The sequence below is a fragment of the Pseudomonas sp. HY2-MNA-CIBAN-0224 genome, from assembly GCF_040310285.1.
GTDB classification, from domain to species: domain Bacteria; phylum Pseudomonadota; class Gammaproteobacteria; order Pseudomonadales; family Pseudomonadaceae; genus Aquipseudomonas; species Aquipseudomonas helleri.
This window is the reverse complement of the sequence record NZ_JBEOPQ010000003.1, coordinates 119,166-142,993: the sequence shown is the minus strand read 5'-3', so window position 1 is coordinate 142,993 and position 23,828 is coordinate 119,166. Positions and strand designations below refer to the sequence as shown.

Annotated in this window: 21 protein-coding genes; 19 read left to right on the top strand and 2 right to left on the bottom strand. The window is 58.8% G+C overall.

All coding sequences use genetic code 11. The features are described from left to right. Positions 1-153 precede the first annotated feature (153 nt). The 19 genes from AAEZ03_RS03740 (at position 154) to AAEZ03_RS03650 (ending at position 22,074) form a co-directional block, all read left to right on the top strand. Positions 154-1,101 (top strand): siderophore-interacting protein, encoded by a 948-nt coding sequence (locus AAEZ03_RS03740; RefSeq protein ID WP_350576157.1) that lies wholly within the window; start codon positions 154-156, stop codon positions 1,099-1,101. Positions 1,102-1,388: 287 nt separating this feature from the next. Further along, on the top strand, positions 1,389-1,922 hold the full coding sequence (locus AAEZ03_RS03735) for a fimbrial protein (protein ID WP_262124005.1): 534 nt from the start codon (positions 1,389-1,391) through the stop codon (positions 1,920-1,922). 87 nt (positions 1,923-2,009) lie between these two features. Continuing rightward, a complete protein-coding gene (locus tag AAEZ03_RS03730) occupies positions 2,010-2,735 on the top strand; it encodes a fimbrial biogenesis chaperone (protein ID WP_262124004.1) in 726 nt (241 codons plus the stop codon). Between the two features lie 18 nt (positions 2,736-2,753). Further along, positions 2,754-5,393, top strand: a complete 2,640-nt coding sequence (locus AAEZ03_RS03725) for a fimbria/pilus outer membrane usher protein (protein WP_350576155.1) — start codon at positions 2,754-2,756, stop codon at positions 5,391-5,393. A gap of 44 nt (positions 5,394-5,437) precedes the next feature. Continuing rightward, positions 5,438-6,754 (top strand): fimbrial protein, encoded by a 1,317-nt coding sequence (locus AAEZ03_RS03720; protein ID WP_350576152.1) that lies wholly within the window; start codon positions 5,438-5,440, stop codon positions 6,752-6,754. An 8-nt stretch (positions 6,755-6,762) separates the two neighbouring features. After that, entirely contained in the window at positions 6,763-7,506 is a 744-nt protein-coding gene (locus AAEZ03_RS03715; protein ID WP_278937972.1) for a fimbrial biogenesis chaperone, read from the top strand. Between the two features lie 75 nt (positions 7,507-7,581). Next, on the top strand, positions 7,582-10,407 hold the full coding sequence (locus AAEZ03_RS03710) for an ATP-binding protein (protein ID WP_350576149.1): 2,826 nt from the start codon (positions 7,582-7,584) through the stop codon (positions 10,405-10,407). Next, positions 10,394-11,590, top strand: a complete 1,197-nt coding sequence (gene pvrR, locus AAEZ03_RS03705; RefSeq protein ID WP_350576147.1) for a response regulator cyclic di-GMP phosphodiesterase PvrR — start codon at positions 10,394-10,396, stop codon at positions 11,588-11,590. Before AAEZ03_RS03710 ends, pvrR begins: the two co-directional genes overlap by 14 nt. Before the next feature lie 114 nt (positions 11,591-11,704). Further along, positions 11,705-14,566, top strand: coding sequence for a response regulator (locus AAEZ03_RS03700; RefSeq protein ID WP_350576144.1), 2,862 nt, complete (start codon positions 11,705-11,707; stop codon positions 14,564-14,566). Positions 14,567-14,620: 54 nt separating this feature from the next. Continuing rightward, positions 14,621-14,926 (top strand): Hpt domain-containing protein, encoded by a 306-nt coding sequence (locus tag AAEZ03_RS03695; protein WP_350576141.1) that lies wholly within the window; start codon positions 14,621-14,623, stop codon positions 14,924-14,926. Between the two features lie 26 nt (positions 14,927-14,952). Further along, positions 14,953-15,600, top strand: a complete 648-nt coding sequence (locus AAEZ03_RS03690; RefSeq protein ID WP_153334820.1) for a response regulator — start codon at positions 14,953-14,955, stop codon at positions 15,598-15,600. Positions 15,601-15,913: 313 nt separating this feature from the next. Beyond that, positions 15,914-17,125 carry a PepSY-associated TM helix domain-containing protein gene (locus AAEZ03_RS03685; protein ID WP_350576138.1) on the top strand — a complete coding sequence of 404 codons (1,212 nt, stop codon included), beginning with the start codon at positions 15,914-15,916 and terminating at the stop codon, positions 17,123-17,125. Continuing rightward, on the top strand, positions 17,122-17,664 hold the full coding sequence (locus tag AAEZ03_RS03680; protein ID WP_350576135.1) for a PA2404 family protein: 543 nt from the start codon (positions 17,122-17,124) through the stop codon (positions 17,662-17,664). Before AAEZ03_RS03685 ends, AAEZ03_RS03680 begins: the two co-directional genes overlap by 4 nt. A 35-nt stretch (positions 17,665-17,699) precedes the next feature. Then, the gene (locus AAEZ03_RS03675) at positions 17,700-17,999 is read left to right on the top strand and encodes a hypothetical protein (RefSeq protein WP_178113928.1); all 300 of its coding nucleotides are present in this window, start codon (positions 17,700-17,702) and stop codon (positions 17,997-17,999) included. Further along, on the top strand, positions 17,996-18,550 hold the full coding sequence (locus tag AAEZ03_RS03670) for a DUF6162 family protein (protein ID WP_350576132.1): 555 nt from the start codon (positions 17,996-17,998) through the stop codon (positions 18,548-18,550). Before AAEZ03_RS03675 ends, AAEZ03_RS03670 begins: the two co-directional genes overlap by 4 nt. 34 nt (positions 18,551-18,584) lie before the next feature. Then, positions 18,585-19,529, top strand: coding sequence for a metal ABC transporter substrate-binding protein (locus AAEZ03_RS03665; RefSeq protein WP_350576129.1), 945 nt, complete (start codon positions 18,585-18,587; stop codon positions 19,527-19,529). Beyond that, complete coding sequence (locus tag AAEZ03_RS03660) at positions 19,526-20,281, top strand: metal ABC transporter ATP-binding protein (protein WP_350576126.1); 756 nt, start codon at positions 19,526-19,528, stop codon at positions 20,279-20,281. Before AAEZ03_RS03665 ends, AAEZ03_RS03660 begins: the two co-directional genes overlap by 4 nt. Next, positions 20,278-21,177 (top strand): metal ABC transporter permease, encoded by a 900-nt coding sequence (locus AAEZ03_RS03655; RefSeq protein WP_048368854.1) that lies wholly within the window; start codon positions 20,278-20,280, stop codon positions 21,175-21,177. The genes AAEZ03_RS03660 and AAEZ03_RS03655 overlap by 4 nt, the downstream gene beginning before the upstream one ends. After that, on the top strand, positions 21,178-22,074 hold the full coding sequence (locus tag AAEZ03_RS03650; RefSeq protein WP_350576122.1) for a metal ABC transporter solute-binding protein, Zn/Mn family: 897 nt from the start codon (positions 21,178-21,180) through the stop codon (positions 22,072-22,074). Positions 22,075-22,142: 68 nt separating this feature from the next. On the opposite strand, the gene AAEZ03_RS03645 is transcribed toward AAEZ03_RS03650, so the two are convergent. Then, complete coding sequence (locus tag AAEZ03_RS03645) at positions 22,143-22,364, bottom strand: MbtH family protein (RefSeq protein WP_048389352.1); 222 nt, start codon at positions 22,362-22,364, stop codon at positions 22,143-22,145. A 57-nt stretch (positions 22,365-22,421) separates the two neighbouring features. Next, positions 22,422-23,813 (bottom strand): aspartate aminotransferase family protein, encoded by a 1,392-nt coding sequence (locus tag AAEZ03_RS03640; RefSeq protein ID WP_350576119.1) that lies wholly within the window; start codon positions 23,811-23,813, stop codon positions 22,422-22,424. Between the last annotated feature and the right edge of the window lie 15 nt (positions 23,814-23,828).

Sequence of the window (23,828 nt, the reverse complement as noted above, 5' to 3'; positions counted from 1 at the left end):
TGCCCGCGATGCAGGCGACGCTCACTCATCTGTTACACCGCGCCGATATCATCGCGGGCAAGCCCGCTCCCACACCATAAGCCACCCGGGCTTAAATTTATTCCCGGGCAGCTCGTTCTATATGGGTCTCCAGCTTATTGATGGGTGCTCTCCATGTCTCCCGCAGCTTTGGTGCAAACCCTGCGCAAACGGCTCAGCAAACCGACCGGCTATCAACTGTTCGACATTCACCTCAAGCAGTGCATTGCCTTGAGCCCTTCGCTCACGCGTTTTGTGTTTACGGGCGAGGATGTGGCGCTGATGCACACGCTGGCCCCCGATCAGCGGGTCAAGCTGTTCTTCCCCAGCGCCAATGGCAGCGCGCCCGATTTGCCCAAGGTTGGCGACTGGCAAGCCGCGCGCCGCACACTGAAGCCCGAGCACGCGCCGCCGATGCGCACTTACACCATTCGCGCTTTACGCCCCGACATAAACGAACTGGACATCGACTTTGTGCTGCATGGCGAAACCGGCCCCGCTTCGCGCTGGGCGGTGCACGCAAGGCCAGGCGACCCCTTACAAATAGTCGCCCCCAACGCTGCCTACCACGCCGACCCCGGTGGCTATGAATGGATGCCGCCGCAGGGCGTGCGCAAAATCCTGCTGATTGGCGACGAAACCGCCCTGCCCGCCATCGCCGGGATCCTCGAACAATTGGCCAATCATCCCGACGCGCCCCAGGTCCAGGCGTTTATCGAAGTGCCTGAAGAGGCCGATTGCATGCCGCTGCTCTGCGGCGTGCACACCAAAGTGCACTGGCTGCCCCGCCTTACGCTGCACAAGCAGCATGGCGAAGGCATGATCCTCGCGGCCCGGGAACTGGCGAGCTTGCCGCCCACCCGGGCCAACCTCAACGACAGCGCAGCATTGCAAGAGCTGGACCTGAACATCCAGCGCCTGTGGGAACTGGCCAGCGCCAAGCGCAGCGAATTCTATGCCTGGGTGGCCGGAGAGTCCGCAGCGGTCATGGATATTCGCCGGTTTTTCATCAATGAATGCGGGCTTGATCGCAAAGGGCTGACGTTGATGGGCTACTGGAAACTGGGGCGTTCGCTTGAGTAACGCTTTGCTGCAACCGCGCTAAAACCTCCTCTACCGAAACCACAAAACTGCGCCTGGCACATCTGCCGGGCGCAGCTTCGTGGCGTCTTCCCATGGTCAATCAGCACGCACTCAAGGGCCTTGCGCAAAGCGGTGCCCGTGGTTTTTAAGAATCGTCTGATTACTCCTGGTGGTGATTTTTCTTACTGTTGTCAGGCCTGGTCAAGGCCCGCTTATGCCAAGCAAGGCGAGTGCGGGACAGCGTCAGCACATCAGCACCACTACCTCATTTCATCAGGAGTTTCATCGTGAAGCGCATTGCTTTGATCCTAGCTACTACCTTCCCAGTCATGGCTTTCGCAGCCTCCCAGAACACCATCACCTTCAAAGGTCAGGTTTCCGATCAGACCTGCTCCGTGACTGTCAATGGCAACGCTGCCAACCCGGTCATCTTGATGCCAACCGTCAGCGCTGCCGCGTTGGCCAGCGCCAACAGCACTGCCGGTGAAACACCTTTCACCATCAGCGTCAGCGGTTGCACCGCACCTGGTACGGGTTCGGGCAACCTGGCCATTAAAACTGCATTCCTGGGCAGCGACGTGACCTCTGCTGGCAACCTCGTCAACGCAGGCGGAGCAACCAACGTGCAAGTTCAATTGCTCGACGGTGCAGGCGGTACTGCCGTCAAGCTCAATGGCATCACCTCAGTCGCCGGCCTGAACCTCAAAGAAGGTGAAACCAGCGCTAGCCACGATTTTGCCGTGCGATACATCAGTGAAGCCGGTGGCGCTACCGCCGGTACCGTTTCTGCTACCGCGCAATACGCACTGGATTACCTGTAAGCGAAATACATTGCCGGGCCTCCGTGCCCGGCAGTTCCAGCCCCGCCCTTTCACGTCGCACACGTTGCGCCTGATGGACGAAGACCCATGAATCGTCTCAACAAAATTGCCTTAAGCCTGGCTTTGGTTATCGGTACCGCCGTGCCCCAATTCACCAACGCCAGTGTTGTTATGACCGGTACCCGTGTGATCTACCCGGCTCAAACCCAAGAAAAAGTGGTGCAGCTAACTAACCAGGACTCACACCCCTACCTGGTTCAAATGTGGGTTGACAGCGACACCCCTGATTCCACCCCAGAAAAGGCCGATGCGCCATTTATCGCCAGCCCGCAAGTCTTTCGCATGAATCCTAACTCCGGGCAGGTGGTGCGCTTGGTATTTACCGGCGCTGAGCTACCTAAAGATCGAGAGTCATTGTATTACCTCAGTTTTTTGCAAATGCCCGCCATGAAGGCCAGCGAGCTGCAAGCCAACAAGTTGCTGCTCACTGTCAGCAGCCGGATGAAGCTGTTTTATCGCCCTAAAGGGTTGGCAGGTGACCCCGACGACTTGAGCAAATCTCTGGATTTCAAAGTGCAGGGCCAAACAGTCATCGCCAATAACAATAGCGGCTACTTCGCCACTGTACGCACTGCACAAGTGATCAGTCAGGGCAAAAATCAGCCGCTTAAAACTGCTCAGATGATCGCCCCGCTCAGCCATGCGCAATGGCAGTTACCGGCCGGCACCACAGCACGCTCGGGCGACTCATTGCGCCTGACCTTGGTGAATGACTTTGGTGCCGATGTAACCACAGTTGTGCCTCTGCATTGATACCCCAGGACGAACGTCATGACTGCGTATCACGTTTCAAAACTCAAGAAGGACCTCAGGGTTACGAAACTCCGCCATGTTCGCGGTTTCGCTGAGATAGTGACGCTCGCAACCGCCAGCCTGCTGTTTAGCGAGCTGGCGCAGGCTCAGACAGACAGCCTGGCTTCGAATGACCCTTATGTGTTTGACGACAACATGCTGTTTGGTGGTGGTTCGCTGTCGCGGTTCAACAAGGTCAATGCCATGGAGCCCGGGCAATACAAGGTTGACCTGTTTCTTAACGGGCATTTTGTCGACCGTGTCGAGCTTAAATTTGCCGATCAGGGCCAGGGCGACGTTGAACCGTGCCTGCCCGCTTCATTGCTGGAGAGTTCAGGCGTTCTCGCCAGCTCGATTGATAATGCCGACAACAGCCAATGCCTGGTGCTGTCCAAGGTCGTGAAAGGCGGCACCACAGCCTTCGACTTTGGCCAAATGCGCCTCGACCTGAGCGTTCCGCAGAGCTTGATGCTCAATACTCCGCGTGGATACGTGGCCCCGCAAAACCTTGATGCGGGCAGCACCCTTGGCTTCGTCAATTACAGCGCCAGCCAATACCACGTCACCCGCACCGGCAGCTATGGCGGCCACTCTGACTCTTCTTACCTGGCGCTCAACAGCGGCCTGAACGTCGGTATGTGGCGTTTTCGCCAGCAAGGCAACCTGCGTTACGACACCGACGCCGGTAAACACTGGAACACCACGCGCACGTATGTGCAGCGGGCTCTGCCGGATATTAAAGGCGACATGACCGCTGGCCAGGGCTTTACCTCGGGCCGATTCTTTTCGGGCCTGAGCTATACCGGCGTGGAGGTTGCCTCCGACGATCGCATGCTGCCCGAGTCCATGCGCGGGTATGCGCCCACGGTGCGCGGCATTGCCAAGACCAACGCCCAGGTGATCGTGCGCCAGAACGGTAACGACATCTATCAGACCACTGTGGCGCCAGGTCCCTTCGAGATCAGCGACCTGTACTCGACCAGCTACAACGGCGACTTGCAAGTGTCGGTCATCGAAGCTGACGGCACCGTCAGCACGTTCACCGTGCCGTTTTCGGCCATTCCAGAATCACTACGCCCCGGCCTCTCCCGCTATAGCGTGGCGGTGGGCCGCACACGGGATTTGGGCGACCACGACCCGTTCGGTGAAATGACCTATCAGTACGGTCTGACCAATAGCATCACCGCCAACAGCGGCCTGCGGGTTGCCGAGGGCTATCAGGCGTTCGTGATCGGCGGTGTCTATGCCAGCAGCATTGGCGCATTCGGCCTGGACACAACCTATTCAAAAGCTGATCTGCCGAAAGAAGGCAAGCTGGATGGCTGGATGGCGCGCCTGTCCTATAGCCGTACCTTCCAGCCGACCAATACCACGCTTTCGATTGCCGGCTACCGTTACTCCACCGAAGGTTACCGCGACCTCGGGGACGTGCTCGGGGTTCGCGAAGCGTTGCGCAATAACGAGACCTGGGAATCGACGAGCTACATGCAACGCTCGCGCTTCGAGGTGTCGATCAATCAAAGCCTCAACCAGTATGGCAGCCTGTTTGTCTCGGGTTCGACCCAGGACTACCGCAGCGGTCGTGAGCGCGACACCCAGTTACAAATGGGCTGGGCCAACACCCTGAAGAACAACGTCAACCTCAACCTGTCGGTATCCAGACAGCAGACCGGCAGTTACCTGAACCGCCAGAGTGGCGGCTTCAACGACCAACTGGGCAACTCGGTACCCAACAACGGCGTGGGCACAACGCGCAGCCCCGGCAGCAACGAGACCGTGACCATGCTGTCGGTGTCGTTCCCGCTCGGCAGCCCTGCCAAAGCCAACGTGCCGACCCTGAGCACGTCGGTGACACACAGCACCAACTCGGGCAATCAGTACCAAACCTCCCTGTCCGGGACACAGGGGGATGACCAATCGCTGAGTTACAGCATGGACGTGTCCCATGACGCGCAACAAAAACAGAACGTGTGGAGCGGCAACGTTCAAAAGTACCTCCCCAACACATCGCTCAGTGCCAGCGCGTCCAAAGGCCAGGATTACTGGCAAGCCTCCGGCAGCGCCCGGGGCGCCCTGGCCATTCACAGCGGTGGTGTCACGTTCGGGCCGTATCTGGGCGATACCTTTGCCTTGATCGAAGCCAAGGGCGCCAGCGGCGCAACCGTGATGAACGGCCTGGGCTCCAAAATTGACAGCAACGGCTATGCCCTGGTGCCGGCACTAACGCCCTACCGTTACAACACCGTGGCCATCAACCCGGAAGGCATGAATGAAAAAGCCGAACTTGATGACGGCCAACGCCGTGTCGCGCCGTTCGCCGGGGCAGCGGTCAAAGTGGCGTTCAAGACCCGGGTCGGTAATGCGATTCTGGTCAAGGCGCAACGCAGTGACGGTCAGGCCGTGCCGATGGGTGCCGACGTTCTGGATGACAGCAACAGTGTCATTGGCATGGTTGGCCAAGGCAGCCAGGCGTACCTGCGCACCGAGAAGCTCAAAGGTGCACTGACCGTGCGCTGGGGTGATGGCCCTGACGAGCGCTGCACCATGAACTTTGACCTTGCCCAGCAGGATGTCAGCCAGGCCCTGATCAAGGTCAACAGTGCGTGCCGCATCCCATGATGCCGCGCACTTCCCTCAAGACTTCTTCTCCAGACGAGCGAATCATGACTCTATCTCGCCCCTTGCTGTCTCTGCTGTTGCTGACATTGAGTGCGGCAGTGGTGCCGGTGGCTCAAGCCACTTGCACCCGCATCTACAGCGGCGTCCAGGTGTTGGATGGCAACTCGGCACAGCTGCCCTTCGGCCGGGTCAACCTGACCTCCACCTACCTTCAACCCGTGGGTACGCCCTTGGGGTCGGTGGTGGTCTCGCCCGCCTCGGCACCGGGGCTCAACAGCGAAACTGTGCTGTGGGAATGCGACCTCAGCGATGCCAACGATATCTATGAAGTGTTTGCCACCAATGGCGATGACCGTGTGGGCGGCTACTGGGAAATTGGCAACGGTGCCGGCACTACGGTCAACGATGGCTTGCCCGGTTACTACGCCACCTGGTTCCCCTATGTCGGGGTCAAGCTGACTCACTTGAACTCGGGGCGCGTATTCACCCGTTACTGGCAGCAATCAAAAATTACCCAGTACGACACCGTAGGCAACAAAATCCAGATCAAGGCCAAACACCTCAGCATGATCCAGGCTGACCTGGCCCGCGTGTCTAGCCGCCCGCCAAACTCGGGCTCGGGCAGTAACTACTGCTGGGACAACGCGGCTACATCAGGCAGTGGCGTTTACACCTACAACTGCACCCAGCCCAACGGCTATGTGGTCTTCCGAGGGGGCGGCATTTATTCAGACCCTATTGGGTCAGACGCCAACACAGCGATTGCTTTTTGGGGGCAATACAACGGTATTGCTCTTGGCATGCGCTCGGCCTCATCCATCAGTTACACCGCAACCTGTGTAGCGCGAAACGTGACGCCTGTCGTGAGTTTCATGCCCATTACGGCTTCAGAGCTGAATCAAGGCATCACCCGCAGCAGCAACTTCACCATCAACCTTGAGTGCAGCAACGATGCTCGCTCCGGCACGGCGACCAATCAGACGGCGCTGGGCATTCAGGTGGCCTACAACGCCTATGCCCAGGCGCAATCTCTGGGGTTGCTGACCAGTGGTGGCGGCGTCAGCTATCTGGTGTCGAATGGTTACGGGACCGACCCGTCAGTGGCCACCGGGGTGGGGATCAGTTTGAACAATGCCAGCAATGGTACAGCGATGAACTTTCTTGGCTGGTCTAATACCGGGACCGGCGCGGCGGGGGGCTGGTACCCGGTACTGGCGGGAGCCAGCACCACGGGCAGCAACCTTTCGGGGTACACCAGCTACTCGCAGACCATCACCGCGACCCTCGGCACCTTGCCGGGCAAGCGCGCCACACCCGGCAAAGTCGATGCCACCGCGTACGTGCTGGTGAAAGTGCAATGAGCCGGTTCATGTTCGTCATTATGCTCATCGTTGCCGCCCTGGGGCTGGGCACGGCGCATTGTGTCCAGGCTGGGATCATGCCCGAGCAGACCCGCCTGATCATTCATGAAGGCGATTCACAGCGCTCATTGATGCTGGCCAATACCAACTCCTACCCGGTGGTGGTGCAAACCTGGATCGACAACGGTGAAGGGACTCAGGCCCCCGAAAACGCCAGCAACGCCATGCTCGCCCTGCCCTCGGTATTTCGCATGCAGCCGGGCGCCGTGCAGGGCTTGCGGATTGTTTACGATGGCAGCCCGCAACCCAAGGACCGCGAGTCGGTGAGTTGGCTGAATATTTACGAAATCCCGCCGACCAAGACCGAGGTGCCGCTTGCCACCACTCAGGTGGCCGTGGCCATGAACACCCAGATGAAAGTGTTCTATCGCCCGGCCAACTTGCCTGGTTCCCCGGAAAAAATGGCGGCGGCGCTGACCTTCAGCATCGAGCGTCGCGGCAATGGCTGGGTGCTGCTGTGCCATAACCCGACGCCCTTTCACGCGTCATTCTCCTCGCTGCGCCTGAGCGTTCAAGGCCGCGAGTTGCCGGTGTCCAAAACCCTGGACATGATGGCGCCGCCGCTCAGCGACAAGGTCTACGCACTGGACGGATTCAACGCAGGTGCAATGACCTCGGTCGGGGTGAATTACACGCTGATCGATGACGGTGGCCATTATCAAGACGGCGTCAGTCAGGCGCTCATACGCTGAACACAAGGTAAAAGACGGTGACGTTTAGGAATCGTCTTATTACCCGGAACAGGGGGATTGATTACTTTCCCCCGGATGAAACTAAAACAATTTATCCGCCCTTTCGACGCCTCATTCTCGACTCCCAAAGCGGCCAGAAAACTCCTTCACCTGTTTGCCATTGCCCTCACGGGCGGTGTCATTGCCATTGCATTCAGTTATGTGCGCACCACGCTGAATGATGAAATTTCCGCGCGCCGCAGTGACATGAACCAAGGCGTTGCCGAAGCGCAGCTGTTTTTTGTCAGCCGTGAAATGCTCCTGAAAAGCCTGGTGTTGTCGGCGGTCAGCAACGTCACCCAGCCGACCCCGAACAGCAATGAAGTACGCACCGAAGAGGTGCACATCGTTTTGGGTGACAGCCGCCATAACTGGAGCCTGTGGCTGACGAATCGAATGCGCGACTACCTGCGCCAGCATCAGGTCAATCTGTTGTACGTCTCTGACAAAGGCCAGCCGACAGTCACCCGGTTATTCAATGTCACCTCATCACCGGACAAGGTTCCCGACGTCGTACTGCGCCAACTTATGGCCCAGACCCAGGGTGATTTCTCGTTGCGCGACGATATGTGGTTGAGGGATGCCTCGCTCACCGATTCGCCCTTGTATGCCTTTTCGCGGCTGGACGACCGGGTGCTGGGCTCAGGCTGGCTCGGCCTGGAAGTTCAGGTCCCGGACATGGTGGCGGCTTTGCATCACGAAGGTGCCGGTGACTTCATGTTGCTGGACGGGCGCGGCAATGTCCTGTTCAGCAGTTCAGAGGAACCCGTGGGCAATCTGCGTCATCAACTGCAAGCGATTCGTTCATTTGGCTTTATAGGGACCGGGCTGTTCCCTGAAAAACTGGCAATACGCAAACGCATGGATTACTCCGACTGGCAAATTGTCTATGCCCTCAATATCAAATCGCTGTTACCGGTGCTTGCAGGTCCGCTGTTGATCTGCACCCTGCTCTGCAGCCTGTTCGCCTGGCTCATGCTGTGCCTTGTTCGGCGCATAGACCGACGCCTGATTACTCCGGCCAATGACCGCATCGAAGGGTTGATCGAAAGTGAGGCCTTCAGTCGTACGGTTATTCATATCGCTCCCGTGGCCCTGTGTGTCCTGCGTCGCGTGGATGGCAGCGTAGTCCTGGAAAACTCACTCGCGCAGCAATGGCTGGGAGCCGGTCACGAACGCAATCAGTTAAGCCGGGACTGGATCAAGCGAGCCTTTGAAGATGTAGAGCAAAACACCACCGATGAATTCGAAATGGCCGATGGCCGACACCTGTATCTGAGTTTTGCCCCGACACGCTACAAGCGCGAGGATGTATTGATTTGCGCCTTCAGCGACATCAGCGCCCATAAACAGGTCGAACTGGCGCTTGAACAGGCGCGGCAATCGGCAGACAGCGCCAACGAAGCCAAAAGCCTGTTTCTGGCCACCATGAGCCATGAAATACGCACGCCGCTGTACGGGGTGCTGGGCACCCTGGAGCTGCTGGGCCGTACTGAGTTGAATCGCCAACAACAGAACTACTTGCAGGCTATCGAAGGTTCGTCGGCCAATTTATTGCAGCTGATTTGCGATGTACTGGACGTTTCAAAAATCGAAGCCGGGCAATTGTCGCTGACCCTGAACCGTTTTTCGCCCGTAGAACTGATTCAGGGCGTGGTCCAGAGCTATGCCGGCGCGGCGCATGCCAAGGGCGTGCAGCTGTTTGCCTGCATTGACCCCAAAGTGCCGGACTGGCTGAACGGTGATGCCTCGCGCATTCGCCAGATTCTCAACAACTTGCTCAATAACGCCCTGAAGTTCACCGATCATGGGCGGATCATCTTGCGCCTAAAGCTCGATAGCCGTGACGACGAACGCGTCACCCTGAACTGGCAAGTCAGCGATACCGGCAAAGGCATCAGCCTGGAAAACCAGCGGTTTCTGTTTGAGCCCTTCTATCAGGCCAGCGGCTCCACCAATGTGGTCGCGGGCACCGGCCTGGGGTTGTCCATTTGCAAGCGCTTGATGCATTTGATGAATGGTTCGATGCGCGTCGTCAGCGAGCCCGGGCTCGGCAGCAGCTTCACCTTGCAACTGCCGCTTGAGCAGTTGAATGCGCAGCCCACAGACCCTGGCTGCCAGCCTCTGCTGGCCGAAACGGTCTACGTGGTCGCCACCGTGCGCGAATTGGCAGAAAACTTCTGCGGCTGGTTGAACCGTTGGGGCGCGCGCGCTGAAGTGCGACGCCCTGGCCTGCTCGCCTACACCCCCGGCGCAGTGTTGCTGGAGTTGCATGTCGGGGCGTTTAAATATGCCCTGGTCCCGGGCTGGCAAGGCCAAAAAGTCATCGCCGGAACGGAGGACTATGTCTGCACGGAGTCGTCCAGCAACCATCGCCACGTCAATCTCAACAACTTGTCCGACGTGCATCACGCCGTCAGCGAGGCCCAGGGGCAATCCATGGTTCAGATCAACGCACTCACTGAAAATCGCCTGGATGGGCATCTGGGTATTCATGTTCTGGTAGCCGAAGACAACGTCATCAACCAACTGATTTTGCGCGATCAGCTCGAAGACCTCGGTTGTACAGTCGAACTGGCGGGTGACGGCCAGGAGGCCCTGGCGTTATGGCGCACAACGCCCTTCGACCTGGTCCTCACTGACGTCAATATGCCGCGCATGAATGGTTACGAACTGGCTGCCCGGCTGCGTGAACTGAACAGCTCGATTCCAATTATTGGCGCCACGGCCAACGCCATGCTCGAAGAGGCTGATCGCTGTCGGGCAGCCGGCATGAACCAGTGCCTGATCAAACCTTTTTCAATGCGCGCGCTTTACACCTGCCTGCTGGCCTACAAGAGGAACGCTGATGAAGCCCTATAAGGTACTCATTGTTGAGGACCACCCGTTTCAACATGAGTATTTGCTCAAACTGTTCCGTAACGACGGCGGGTTTGAAGTGGACTCTGCCTGGAGCGGCTCTAGCGCTTTGAACCTGCTGCAACGCTATGAATACGATCTGATGGTCAGCGACCTGTTCATGCCGGAGATGGATGGCGTGCAACTGTTCCAGAAAATCACTTCACTTAAAAAACGCCCGGCCATTGCCCTGATGAGCGTTGCTTCGCGGCGCCTGCTGGTCAGTGCCGGGCTTTCGGCGAAAAACCTGGGGTTGAAAGTCGTCGGCCTGATTTCCAAACCGGTCGTGCCCAACGCGGTGAGCCAGTTGCGCTCACGCCTCGATGCACTGGCCAGCCAAGCTCAGGAGTACGCAACCATTTCTCTGAGCCTGGAACGCAATACCCTGCTTCAAGCCATGAGCAATGGGCAGATACAAGCGTGGTTTCAACCTAAAAAGTCCCTGCGCACCGGCAAGATCTGCAGCGCCGAAGCCTTGGTCAGATGGTGCCACCCCACTCTGGGCGTACTGCCGCCCTGTGATTTTCTGGGCGCTATCGCTCAGTTCAACCTGGAGGACACCCTTGTCGGCTTGATGTTGGAGCAAAGCCTCAAAGCCCAGGCTCTATGGCGCAGCGAAGGGTTTGATGTGCCCGTTTCAGTCAACCTCCCCACCCATTTGCTCGACAGCAATGATCTGGCTGATCGCCTTTACCAGAAGGTACTGGACGCGGGTGCCGAACCGCAGTCGATCTGCTTTGAACTGATGGAAAGCTCGACCACCGAGAAAATCAGCAACTTTTATGCTGGCGCCTGTCGCCTGCGGATGATGGGTTTTGGCTTGGCTCAGGATGATTTCGGCAAGGGCTACAGCTCGTATTTCAACTTGGTGTCCACGCCGTTCAGTGAGCTGAAAATCGACCGCTCACTGGTTCACGGCTGTCTGGAGCGAGAAAGCCTGGCGCTCGCCCTGGAAAGTATTGTCGAGCTGAGCCACAAGCTTGGCCTGATTGTCACGGCAGAAGGCGTTGAAACCCAGGAAGAGCTGGAGTTCCTGCGCCGTATCGAGTGTGACCTCGCTCAGGGCTTCATCATCTGTGCCGCCATACGCTCCGACGATTTCATTGAATTGTTACTCGAAGATAGCCCTAAGCCAGCACTTACCTGAATCACTGCTGTCTATTCATTCAGTTGCACCTCTCAAGCGCTATCCTGTCGGGTTTAATCGGCTGTTAGCGCCTTCCCTAAAGCATCTTTTACTTAAGCCTCTACGGTGTGAACCATGAAGTATGAAAGCTCGCGCCTTCGAGCATTGGCCACCAGTTCACAGCGGCTCAACAAAATGTTGCTGCTGCTGACCAGTCTCGCCCTGTTGCTGGTGAGCATGAGCTATTGGGCCGTAGGCCGGGTATTTGAAGAAGAAAGCGACAAGGTCGACTTTCATTTTGCGCGGCTCATCGAAAGCATTCATGAGCATGAGTCTTTCTTGAAGCAGGCAGCACAGGGTTATAGCCGTGCCCACCAGAATGTGGTCACGTATGTACAACCCTTTTCCAGCAAGTTGATCATGCTGGGGGACGATGAAGAGGTCTATCAGGTGAAGGGGCTGGCCATGTCCATTCCCTTTACGCTGGCCAAGCGTAACGAGTACTCGGATGAAGCCATGCGCGGGACGCTCTCGTGGGGGGTGCAACTCACCGACTTTTACAGCACATTCTGGGCGAGTTCGTTTTACTCATCGCCGCAGCTGTTCATGTTCTCGCCTTCACCACAATTCAATGTCGCCATTCCCGGCGTGGGCAGTTCACGCCGCCAGCTCCTGCTGGAGAAAAGTAATTTTTTCGAGGTGACGCAAAGCCTTTACACAAAGCTTGCGGCTGAGCGCAATAAACTCAGCGAAACCCATGTGGGCTGGATGCGCGCACCACATGGCCTGTTCCAGAACACCAAAACGATTGTTGGCTACATAGGCATCGACCTGACCAATGAGGTGATGCCGTCAGGCAAAGATCAAGGGTTGTCGATCCTGACCGCCTTGCTCGATGCCAGTGAAATCAATGAGCTTGAACGGTTGTTGGTCCGCCCGATCAACAATCGTTTCACCCTGATTTCGCCTGAAGGTGATGTATTGCTGGGTGAGCCTAGCCGAGTGGACGATGTGAGCGATGGTTTCAGCCTCGATCGTTATGGCCTGTGCTTCAAGCTCAAATCCGCGGGTGACAACCCGTGGGTGGGCCTGTACAGCATCAGCTACGAGAACTTCTTTCGTTACGCGCTATGGCCGTTGCTGGGCGTAATAGGGTTGTTCAGCCTGTTGTTGATGGTGGGCTGGCGTATTACGCGCTGGTTTCGTACCCGCATTGTTGAACCGGCAGAACGGGCCAACCAATCCTTGATTGAAAGCGAGGCGTTTAACCGGGTCATTCTGGAAAACGCCCCTGCGGCGCTGTGTGTGGTGCAACGCAACAACAACCAGGTACTGATCGAAAATCAACGTGCCATGGAATGGCAGTGCACGGCCGAAATGATCAACGTGCTCAAACTCGATCGTCGCGCCAATATTCAGGGCGAAATGCACATGGAAGTCGCCGACCGTTACCTGCAAGTGTGCTTTGTTTCAACCCGCTACAAAGGCGAGGACGTGGTGCTCTGTGGTTTCAACGACATCACCCGTCACGTTGACCAGACCAACCTGTTAAACAAGGCGCGCCGCTCGGCTGACGAAGCCAGCCAGGCCAAGACCCTGTTTCTGGCCACCATGAGCCACGAGATACGCACCCCCTTGTACGGTTTGCTGGGCAACCTTGAATTGCTGGGTTTGACCGACCTCAACAAGCGCCAGCGTGACTACCTGAGCACGATTGAACGATCGTCCTCGGTGCTGTTTCAGTTGATCAGCGATGTGCTCGACGTCTCCAGGATCGAGTCCGGCCAGATGTCTGTCGAGTCAGTCACCTTCTGCCCGCTGGATCTGTTTGAGGATTGCATCCGCGCTTACTCGGCCGCGGCGACCAATAAAGGCTTGAAGATTTACGCCTGCGCTGACGGCACGTTGCCCGCCTTGATGCTGGGTGACCCTGGGCGAATCCGGCAGATCATCAACAACCTGCTGAGCAATGCGATCAAGTTCACTGAATCAGGGCAAATCGTGCTGCGGGTCAAGGTCGTCGAGCAAGACGACACACACGCCTCGCTGCAGTGGCAAGTGTCCGACACCGGTGTCGGTATCAGCGAGAAAGCACTGGCAAACCTGTTCACGCCGTTCAATCAACTGTCCGCAAACAACATTGCAGGGGGTGCCGGGCTGGGGCTGTCGATCTGTTCGCGCCTGAGCGAATTGATGGGTGCGAGCCTGCGTGTGGTCAGCGAACCGGGGCTTGGTAGCAGTTTTTCACTGAACATACGTTTACCGATCATCCCGGGAGAGCTGCCAGACTGCCGCGATATCGACATTCAGGGCATGCCGGTGCGCGTGCTGGCGCCGCTCAAGGAGCTGGAGCAAAGCCTGATCGACTGGCTCAATCGCTGGGGAGCCTACGCCTTGCCAGCCACACAGGAAGCCGTGGACGACCCGACCCTTACCCTTCTGGAAGTCACAACCCAGGCAACGGGCGCTGTTGCGCACAGTGAGCGGGTGATCATCCGCGGGGCTTCGCCTGATAAAGACAGCAACAGTCCCCAGATCCTGGAGATCAACAGCTATGACATTCGGGCAATCGGTCGCGGCCTTACCTTGATTTTTCAGGGGGCCAGACCCACTAAACGGCTTGAACACACATTGGCCCCGGTACGTATCGGCTTGCGCATTCTGGTGGCAGAAGACAACCCCATCAACCAGGCCATTCTTCGCGAACAGTTGGAGGCGCTGGGGGCCGAAGTCACCACCGCCGACAATGGCGAACAGGCCTTTAAACTGTGGAACGCGCTGGATTTTGATCTGGTGATTACCGATGTGAACATGCCGTTCATGAATGGTTATGAGTTGGCCCAGGCGCTGCGTCAGCAAGGTGCGGACATCCCTATTCTCGGCGTAACGGCCAATGCCTTCCGTGAAGAAGGCAAGCTTTGCCTGGCCGCCGGCATGAATGCCTGGGTGGTCAAACCGCTCACGCTCAAGCAACTGCGCGAAACCCTGACCACCTAGTGCCCGACAGACGCTGCGACGGCGCAAGCCCCGTCAGCCCTGCAACCCGGCGACATGGACAACTGGATTACGTTGTCTGCCCAGATGCGCCAGTTGTTCATCGAAACCATGGACGAAGACTTGCTCAACACCGAGCGGGCGTTGCATGCCAAGGATGTACAGGGTCTGGTGCGCCACTTGCACAGGATGAATGGATCGCTGGCTTCGGTTCGCGCCCAGGCCCTTTGCGCCGCCTGCAATCATTTGGAATTTACCTTGAACAGCCACCCTCTTACTGACGATACCCGGCGCGAGCTAGTGGCTTTTATGTCGCGACTTCGCGCTGCTCTGCTCATCCTGAGCGAAGACCTTATCACTTAAGAGTTTCATTGAATGACAGGAAGCTCATGCTAGAAATCAAAGTCGTGATTGCTGATGACCACCCCATCGTGCTGTTTGGTGTGCGCGAAATCATCATGCGAGACCCCCGGTTCAAACTCGTTGCCGAGGCCACCAATTCAAGCCAGTTAATTGCTCAGCTTGAGCAATACCAGCCGGACGTTGTGATTACCGATTTCAATATGCCGGGCGATGCGACCTATGGCGACGGGCTCAAGCTGATCGACTACATCATTCGCAAGTTTCCCCACATTCAGGTCGTGGTCTTGACCATGATCTCCAATAACCTGATTTTGTCGCGTTTGCATGAGTTGGGCGTGGCGGGCGTTATCCAGAAAAATCACCTGCACGAGGAAATCCTCAATGCCCTGGCGGCCGTTGCTGCCAACCGCAACTATCAAAGCCCGGCTCCGGCGCCGACCTCTGTGCTCATGAATAAACAGGAGGTCGATGAGCGATTTGCCAGCCTTTCCCCGCGTGAAGTGGAGGTATTGCGCATCTTTGTTGCCGGCTACAGCGTCAGCGAAGTGGCGCGCTTGCTTAAGCGCAGCGTCAAGACCGTCAGCGCGCAGAAGGTGTCAGCCATGCGTAAATTGGCGGTAGAAAGCGATCAGGCGTTGTTGACCTACTGCATCAAGGCAGGCCAGTTTCAGTAACGCGCACTCTGGCTAAACCGCTCACGCGTATTGCTCGCAGGTTTAGCCAGTGGCTTTTCGACAAACAACTCCCCTGCGACCGGTCCCGGGTAAATTTCAAACGGTTCTCAACGTCTATCAGAAGCAGCAGCGGGCATTGCGCTCACCTCTGCTGATTTCTGCCTGTGAGCGCTCCTGTCCAGCCCGGCCGAATTTCGAAACACTTTTTTACAACTCTACCTTCGGGTTTTCGACATCTCATACGTCCTACATGGATAGCAATCGCATTCTCAGTTGCGATTAAACATGCTCAGCCGTGAGTCTGCCGTTCCCCATGTCCAAAAAATCCCGCTCCAAGGTCTGGTTCCTGGTCCACAGCTGGTTAACGCTGCCGATCTGGTTCTTTGTATTGATTGTGTGTGTCACCGGCACATTGGCGGTGGTCAGCCAGGAGATTGTCTGGCTGGCGACCCCTGAAGCCCGTGCCACACAGCCTTCAAGCGATGCTCCGTTGCTCACTTATGAGCAGGTGTTGAGCGCCATTCACAAGGCCGAACCGGCGCTGGCGGCGCAGTCGATCAGCCGCCCGGATGAGTCGCACTTTGCCCTGGTCGCCAGCGTGGTGTACCCGGACGGGCGCTCGCCGGCGCTGTACATCAACCCGTATACCGGGGCCATTCAGGGCGAGAGTTCTAGCTTTGACTTCCGCCAGTTCACCCGCGCCCTGCACGGCTGGTGGCTGGTGCCGTTCACCAACGGATATAGCTGGGGCTGGTACTTGGTGTCTTTCCTCGGCCTGCCGTTGCTGGCGTCGCTGATTACCGGGCTGGTGGTGTACAAAAAATTCTGGAAAGGTTTCCTCAAACCCACGCTGCGGTTAAAACACGGCGCGCGAATCTTTTGGGGCGACTTCCATCGGCTGTGCGGGATCTGGTCGATCTGGTTTATCGCGGTGATTTCCATCACTGGCGTGTGGTTTTTAATTCAGGCCTTTATGTTCGATAACCAGATTTCAATCTCGACTGCGGGCAACCCGCCGGTGGTGGCGCGTCAGGATGTGCCGATCATGCCGGACGGCCAACCGGCGCCGATGATCAATCTCGATCAGGCCGTGAGGATTGCCGCCGAGAGCATTCCAGGCCTTGAAGCGAGCTTTGTCAGCTTGCCAAGCAACGCCTACGGCCATATCGAAGTGGGCGGCCCGGGCTGGTACCCGCTGCTGTTTCAGACCGCCGACATCAACCCCTACAACGGCGTTATCGAAGGTTCGCGGATGATCGCCGACCGTTCCGGGCTGGAGTTGGTGACCGAGTCCATGCGCCCGCTGCACACCGGTGATTTCGGCGGGCTGTGGGTCAAGCTGATCTGGTTCTTCTTCGGCCTGGTGCTGAGCATGATGGTGTTGAGCGGCCTGCTGATCTGGACCAAGCGCACCGCCCTGGCCACCGCCAACGCGCTTAAACGCAGCAATAAACCCGCCCGTGTACCGACCGGCAGGCAAACCGTCACCGCGCGCAGCGCACAGCCCGAGGAGGCCAATGTATGAGTAAGACAGCGGCGGTAGCGCCCCCTTCTACACTGGGTCGCTGGTGGCTCAAATGGCGGTTTCACATCAACATTCTGTTGTTGCTGATCCCGCTGGGGTTTATGCCCAAGTATTTTCATGAGGCGTCACTGTTTCGGGGTGACAGCGGCCTGGGCGAGCGCGAAATCGGCACGGTGCAGGTTGGCCCGTGGAGCCTGCGGCTGGCAGAACTACGCAACGAAGCGCCGCGCCCCGACGGCCCGGCCGGTTATATGAAGAGCTTTAACGCAGCGCTGTGCGACACCTGCATCGACCAGGTCAAGGCGGCTTATTTGCGCATCGGCAAACCGCGCAGCTTGCGCGCTGCCGGGGTGATTTTTTTCGGCACGCCGTACCGTATGGGCGCCACCTTGCCGATCCCGGAACGTACCAAAGACGATGCCGAGCTGTGGATCACCCTTGAGGGCTGGGACGGCTCAATGCATCAGGCATCCATCCCCCTGAGCGAGGCCTCACCGGCAACCATGGCCTGGCTGGCTCAACAAGGAGGTAAACGATGAGTTCGCATCTGTTTAAACACCCCGCGCGCCGTGTCATGGCCGCGGGCTTTCTGGCCTTGCTGGGGTTCAGCGGCCAGGCCCTGGCACACAACCCGATGTGTGAGTGCAAGAGCCTGGGCGACGACCAGATCCGCTGCACCGGCGGGTTTTCTGATGGCAGTGGCGCACCGGGGGTGACGCTGGATGTGATCGGTTATGACGAAACCATTCTGGTGCCCGGCAAGTTGGGCAGCGATTCGACCCTGACCTTCAAACGCCCGGATGGCGAGTTCTACGTGCTGTTTGACGCAGGCCCCGGCCACATTGTTGAAATCGACCAAGCCGATATCGAATGAATACTCACGTCGTGCGCCCGGCCGGTGCCGGGCATGAAACCCTTTATGTGCTGCTGTTGTGCCTGTTGATTCTGTGCGTCGCGGGGTCGGTTGTGGCCTGGCGTCACGAGTCCCATGAGGCAACCTCAGTGGCGGCCCACCAGTTGGATTCCCGGCTCGATCTGAATGCCGCCGAGCAAGGAATCTACGCCGATCTGCGGGTCACCCTGGACGAGATCAACCTGCTGCGCGAAGAAAATGGCGCCCTGCCCCAACCCGAGCAATTGGCCGAAGAAGGCTTCGCGCCTTTTGCCAGCGACGCCAGCTCGGTGAGCCGTGGCAACCATACCTGGCAATTGCTGGACGACCAGGCCTACCTGGGCGTGAGCCCCAACCCTGAGGTGGCCGGCTCGTTTTTGATGCGTATCAACGAGCAGCCCGATGTGTGGCTTAACCGCAACAGTAACGTCAGCGCCCCCACCGACTTCAGCGATGGCGCCTTGCTCCAGAACGGCTGGAAGCAAGTGATCGCCCAATTCGATGCCGGGGTGACTCGCCAGCATCGGCACTGAACCCACCGCTTTACCTGAGAGAAGACTGCTCGCCATGTCCATTTCATCTGTGTTTCGACGCCGCACCTTGTTGCTGGCCGGCCTCCTGGCCCTCTGCCTTTCACCTCTGACGCACGCTGAAACCGCCGCCCCGGCGCCGCTGGCCAAACCGTTGCGCATTGGCATCACCTTGCACCCGTATTACAGCTACGTGAAAAACATTGTTGGCGACAAGGCTGAGGTAGTGCCGCTGATTCCGGCCGGTTTCAACCCGCACGCCTATGAACCCCGCGCTGACGACATCAAGCGCATCGGCACGCTGGACGTGATCGTGCTCAATGGCGTGGGCCATGATGATTTCGCCGACAAGATGATCGAAGCCAGTGAAAAACCGGACATCCCGGTCATCGAGGCCAACCAGAACGTACCGCTGCTGGCCGCCACCGGCACCGCCGCGCGGGGCGCTGGCAAGGTGGTCAACCCGCACACCTTCTTGTCGATCAGCGCCTCGATTGCCCAAGTCAACAACATCGCCCGGGAACTGGGCAAGCTCGACCCGGCCAACGCCAAAACCTATACCGCCAATGCCCGCGCTTACGGCAAGCACCTGCGCCAGATGCGCGCCGACGCCCTGGCCAAACTCACCGAAGCCCCCAACGCGGATTTGCGGGTCGCCACCGTGCACGCCGCCTATGACTACTTGTTGCGCGAATTTGGCCTGGAAGTGACCGCCGTGGTTGAGCCAGCTCACGGTATTGAGCCGAGCCCCAGCCAGTTGAAAAAGACCATCGACCAACTGCGCGAGCTGGATGTGAAGGTGATCTTCTCCGAGATGGACTTCCCGTCGACGTACGTTGAGACCATCCAGCGCGAATCCGGGGTCAAGCTGTACCCGCTGTCGCATATTTCCTATGGCGAGTACACCGCCGACAAGTACGAAAAAGAGATGAACAACAACCTCAATACCGTGGTCAAGGCGATTCAGGAGTCCGGGGCATGACGGCGGCTGAACCTCTTGCGGTGCGGGCCCGCGGGCCGGGTGTGGAATTTGATCAGGTATCGCTGACCTTGGGCAGCACGCCGATTCTGGACCGCGTCAGTTTCAACATTCAGGCGGGCAGCGTGCATGCGCTGGTAGGCCCCAATGGCGGCGGTAAAAGCTCGCTGATCAAAACCCTGCTCGGGCAAATGCCGCATCAAGGCGAGTTGCGCCTGAGCTGGAACGGCGAGCCGGGGTTGATCGGTTATGTGCCCCAGGCGCTGGAATTTGACCGTGGCTTGCCCATGACCGTCGACGACTTCATGGCCGCCATGTGCCAGCGGCGCCCGGCCTTTATGGGCTTGTCGCGCAAGGTTGCCCCGGCCATTGGCGATGCGCTGGAACGGGTGGGCATGCAACACAAACGCAAGCGCCGCATGGGCGCCTTGTCGGGCGGTGAACGGCAACGGGTGCTGCTGGCCCAGGGGCTGATCCCGGCCCCGCAATTGCTGGTGCTGGATGAGCCGATGTCGGCGCTGGACGAAGCCGGCGCGCAGGTGTTTGAACGTTTGCTCAACGACTGGCAGCAGTCGGGCGTCACGGTGGTGTGGATCGAGCACGATCTGGCGGCCGTCAAACGTCTGGCGGATCGCGTCACCGGGCTTAATCGCCAGGTGCTGTTCGACGGCCAGCCCGCGCAAACCCTCAGCCCCGAGCGCCTGTTAAGCCTGTTTTCAACCCACCCTAAAGCCTGCGGGAGCGCCCAGCCATGAGCTATGAAGCCTTTCGTTTGATGATTCAGGGCTGGGCCACCGCCGGGTATTTGCCCGAGGTGCTGGCCTATGGTTTTGTGGTCAATGCGCTGCTCGCCGGTTTACTCATCGGCCCCGTGCTGGGCGGGCTTGGCACGCTGGTGGTGGTCAAGCGCTTCGCGTTCTTTTCTGAAGCCGTGGGCCACGCAGCGCTGACCGGGGTGGCCATCGGCATCCTGCTCGGCGAACCCTACACCGGGCCTTATGGCAGCCTGTTCGGTTATTGCCTGCTGTTCGGCATTTCGCTCAATTACCTGCGCAACCGCACAGGCCTGGCGCCAGACACGCTGATCGGGGTCTTCCTCTCGGTGTCATTGGCGCTGGGCGCCAGCCTGCTGCTGATTCTCGCGGGCAAGATCAACATCCACATCCTTGAGAACGTACTGTTTGGCTCGGTGCTGACCGTCAACGGCAACGATCTGTTGGTGCTGGCGGTGGTCGGTGCGCTGGTGCTGGGCCTGAGCCTGCCGCTGTACAACCGCATCATGCTGGCCAGTTTCAACCCGCAACTGGCCGCTGTACGCGGGGTGGCGGTGAAATCCCTGGATTACCTGTTTGTGATTCTGGTGACGCTGATCACCGTGGCGGCGGTCAAGGTGATCGGGGCGATTCTGGTGGGCGCACTGCTGGTGATTCCGGCCGCTGCGGCGCGCTTGCTCAGCCAGTCGTTGAAGGGCTTTTTCTGGATTTCGGTGCTGATCGCCACGGTCAGTACCTTGTGCGGGATTTTGCTGCCTATCGTTCTTGACCTACCGATTCCGTCCGGCGCCGCGATCATTCTGGTGGCCGGTATCGCCTTCGCCCTGGCCGCCATTGCTCGTGGCGTGGTGCCAAGCCTTAAAGGGAATATTGGATAAATGTTCACGCTGCGCAAACTCACCCTGGCAATTGCCATCACCGGCCTGCTCAGCACCCCGCTGCTGGCCGCCACCCCGGCACCGCAACCGGTGCGTATTCTCGCCAGCTTGCCGATTACCTATGGCTTGAGCGCGCTGCTGCTCAAGGACAGCGGCGTGACCCTTGAACGCGCAGCGGCAGCCAACCTGCCCGGCAGTCGGCAAAGCGCCTACTTCAGCGGTCGCGGCGCCCCGGCCCTGCAAAAGCTCGCAGAAAACGCCGATGCGGTGGTCGGCCTGCGCTCGCTGTGGAGCGACGACCCGTTGTACCCGATGGCCCGGCGCAGCAACATCCGCATCGTCGAAGTGGACGCTGCACGCCCGGTGGACGGCAGTTTGCCGGGCATTGCCGTGCAACCTGACGTGCACAGCGATGGCCTCAACAGCCAGCCGTGGCTGTCCAGCAACAACATGGGGCGTATGGCCGACGTGATTGCGGCTGACCTGGTACGTTTGGCCCCCGCCGCCAAGCCCAAAATCGAAGCCAACCTGGCCGAGCTGAAACAGTGCCTGCTCAAACTCAGCGCCGAGAGCGAGTCACGCCTGGCCAAGGCCGATAATTTAAGCGTCGTGAGTGTGTCTGACCGGCTGGATTACTTGATCAGCGGGCTGAATCTGGAGCGCGTTGACGTGGCCCATAACAGTGAAGACCCATGGACACCGCAAGCCCTCAAGGCGCTGACGCAAACCCTCAAGGACAACGAGGTGGCGCTGGTGCTCGACCATCGCGAACCTTCGCCCGAGTTGAAGGCGGCGATTACCGAGGGTGGCAGCCAACTGGTGGTGATCGGCGCTGACGGCGCAGATCCGGTGGCGCAGTTGCAGAGCAATATTGATGCGATTGTAAAAGCCTTGTAACGAGGTTGCTCGCGATCTTTTCAAGGTCAAAAGATCGCGAGGCAAGCTCGCTCCTACAATGATTGCGCTTAGTGCGTGGCCACTGCATCCATCTTCTGGCGCAGGCTCAAGGGCCGCATGTCGGTCCAGACTTCTTCGATATACGCCAGGCACTCAGGTTTGAGGCCGCTTTTGCCCACGGCGCGCCAGCCGTTGGGGATGGCTTTGTAATCCGGCCAGATCGAATACTGCTCTTCATGGTTCACCACCACTTGGAAGAGGATGTCGTCGCGGTCAAATACTGAACTCATGTGCGGGTCTCCGTAACTGTAAAAGATATGAATCTAACGAGTGATCACGGGCAGAAATTAGAGCCGGGTGATCGCTGCGGCCATGGCATTGCCAAAGATGGCCGCGACCTGGTCGATTTCACTGGCGGTGATGATCAGCGGCGGCAAGAAGCGCACCACGCTGCCCTGGCGCCCGCCCAATTCCAGAATCAAGCCGCGCTTCAAGCATTCGCGCTGCACCAGCGGCGCCAGCCGGGCAAAGGCTGGCGGGTGGCCCAAGGCGTCGGGGCTGCCGTTGGGGTCAACCAGTTCAACCCCCAGCATCAGGCCACGACCGCGAATATCGCCCAATTGCGGGAAGTCGCGCTGGAGGATGTGCAGGTGTTCGCTGAGGCGCTCGCCCATGGCAGTGGCGTGCGCAGCGACGTTGTGTTGTTTGAGGTAGCGCATCACTGCCGAACCTGCGGCCATGGCCATCTGATTGCCACGGAACGTTCCGGCATGTGCGCCCGGCAGCCAGGTGTCGAGCCACTCGCGATACACCACCACCGCCAACGGCAAGCTGCCACCAATGGCTTTGGACAACACCACCACATCCGGGATGATGCCGGCGTGCTCAAAGGCGAACATTTTGCCGGTGCGGGCAAAGCCGCTTTGAATTTCGTCGACGATCAGCGCCACGCCGGCTTGCTCGGTAATCCGGCGCAACCCGCGCAGCCAGTCGAGGTCTGCCGCAATGACGCCGCCCTCGCCCTGCACCACTTCGACAATCACGGCGGCCGGTAACTGCACACCGGCTTCGGGGTCGCTGAAGAGGTTTTCGAGGTAATGCAGATTGGCCTGCACGCCCTGCTTGCCGCCCAGCCCGAACGGACAGCGGTAATCGTAGGGATACGGCATGAATTGCACGCCATTACTGAGCAAGGCGGCCAAGGGCTTTTTCGGCCCCAGGCTGCCCATCAGGCTCAAGGCGCCCTGGCTCATGCCGTGATACCCGCCGGTAAACGACACCACGGTGTTGCGCCCGGTGGCGGTGCGCACCAGTTTCAGCGCGGCTTCGACCGCATCGGTGCCGGTCGGGCCGCAGAACTGGATCTTCGCTTCGCTAGCCAAAGCGCCGGGTAGCAGGCCGAAAAGGTCTTGAACAAACTGGTCTTTGACCGGGGTGGTGAGGTCGAGGGTATGCAGGGGCAGTTCATCGCTCAGCACCTGCTGGATGGCGGCGATCACGACCGGGTGGTTGTGCCCCAGCGCCAGAGTCCCGGCACCGGCCAGGCAATCGATAAAGCGGCGACCCTCGACGTCTTCAACGTACAAACCCTTGGCCCGCTTGAGGGCCAGCGGCAGGCGCCGCGGGTAACTGCGCGCATTGGACTCCTGACGGCTCTGGCGGGCCAGCAACGGAGACTCTTCAAACTCGTACAGCGTTTCAAGCGGATGATTTTCAGCAAGGCTAGTAGCGACTGACATTCCTGGGACCCTCAA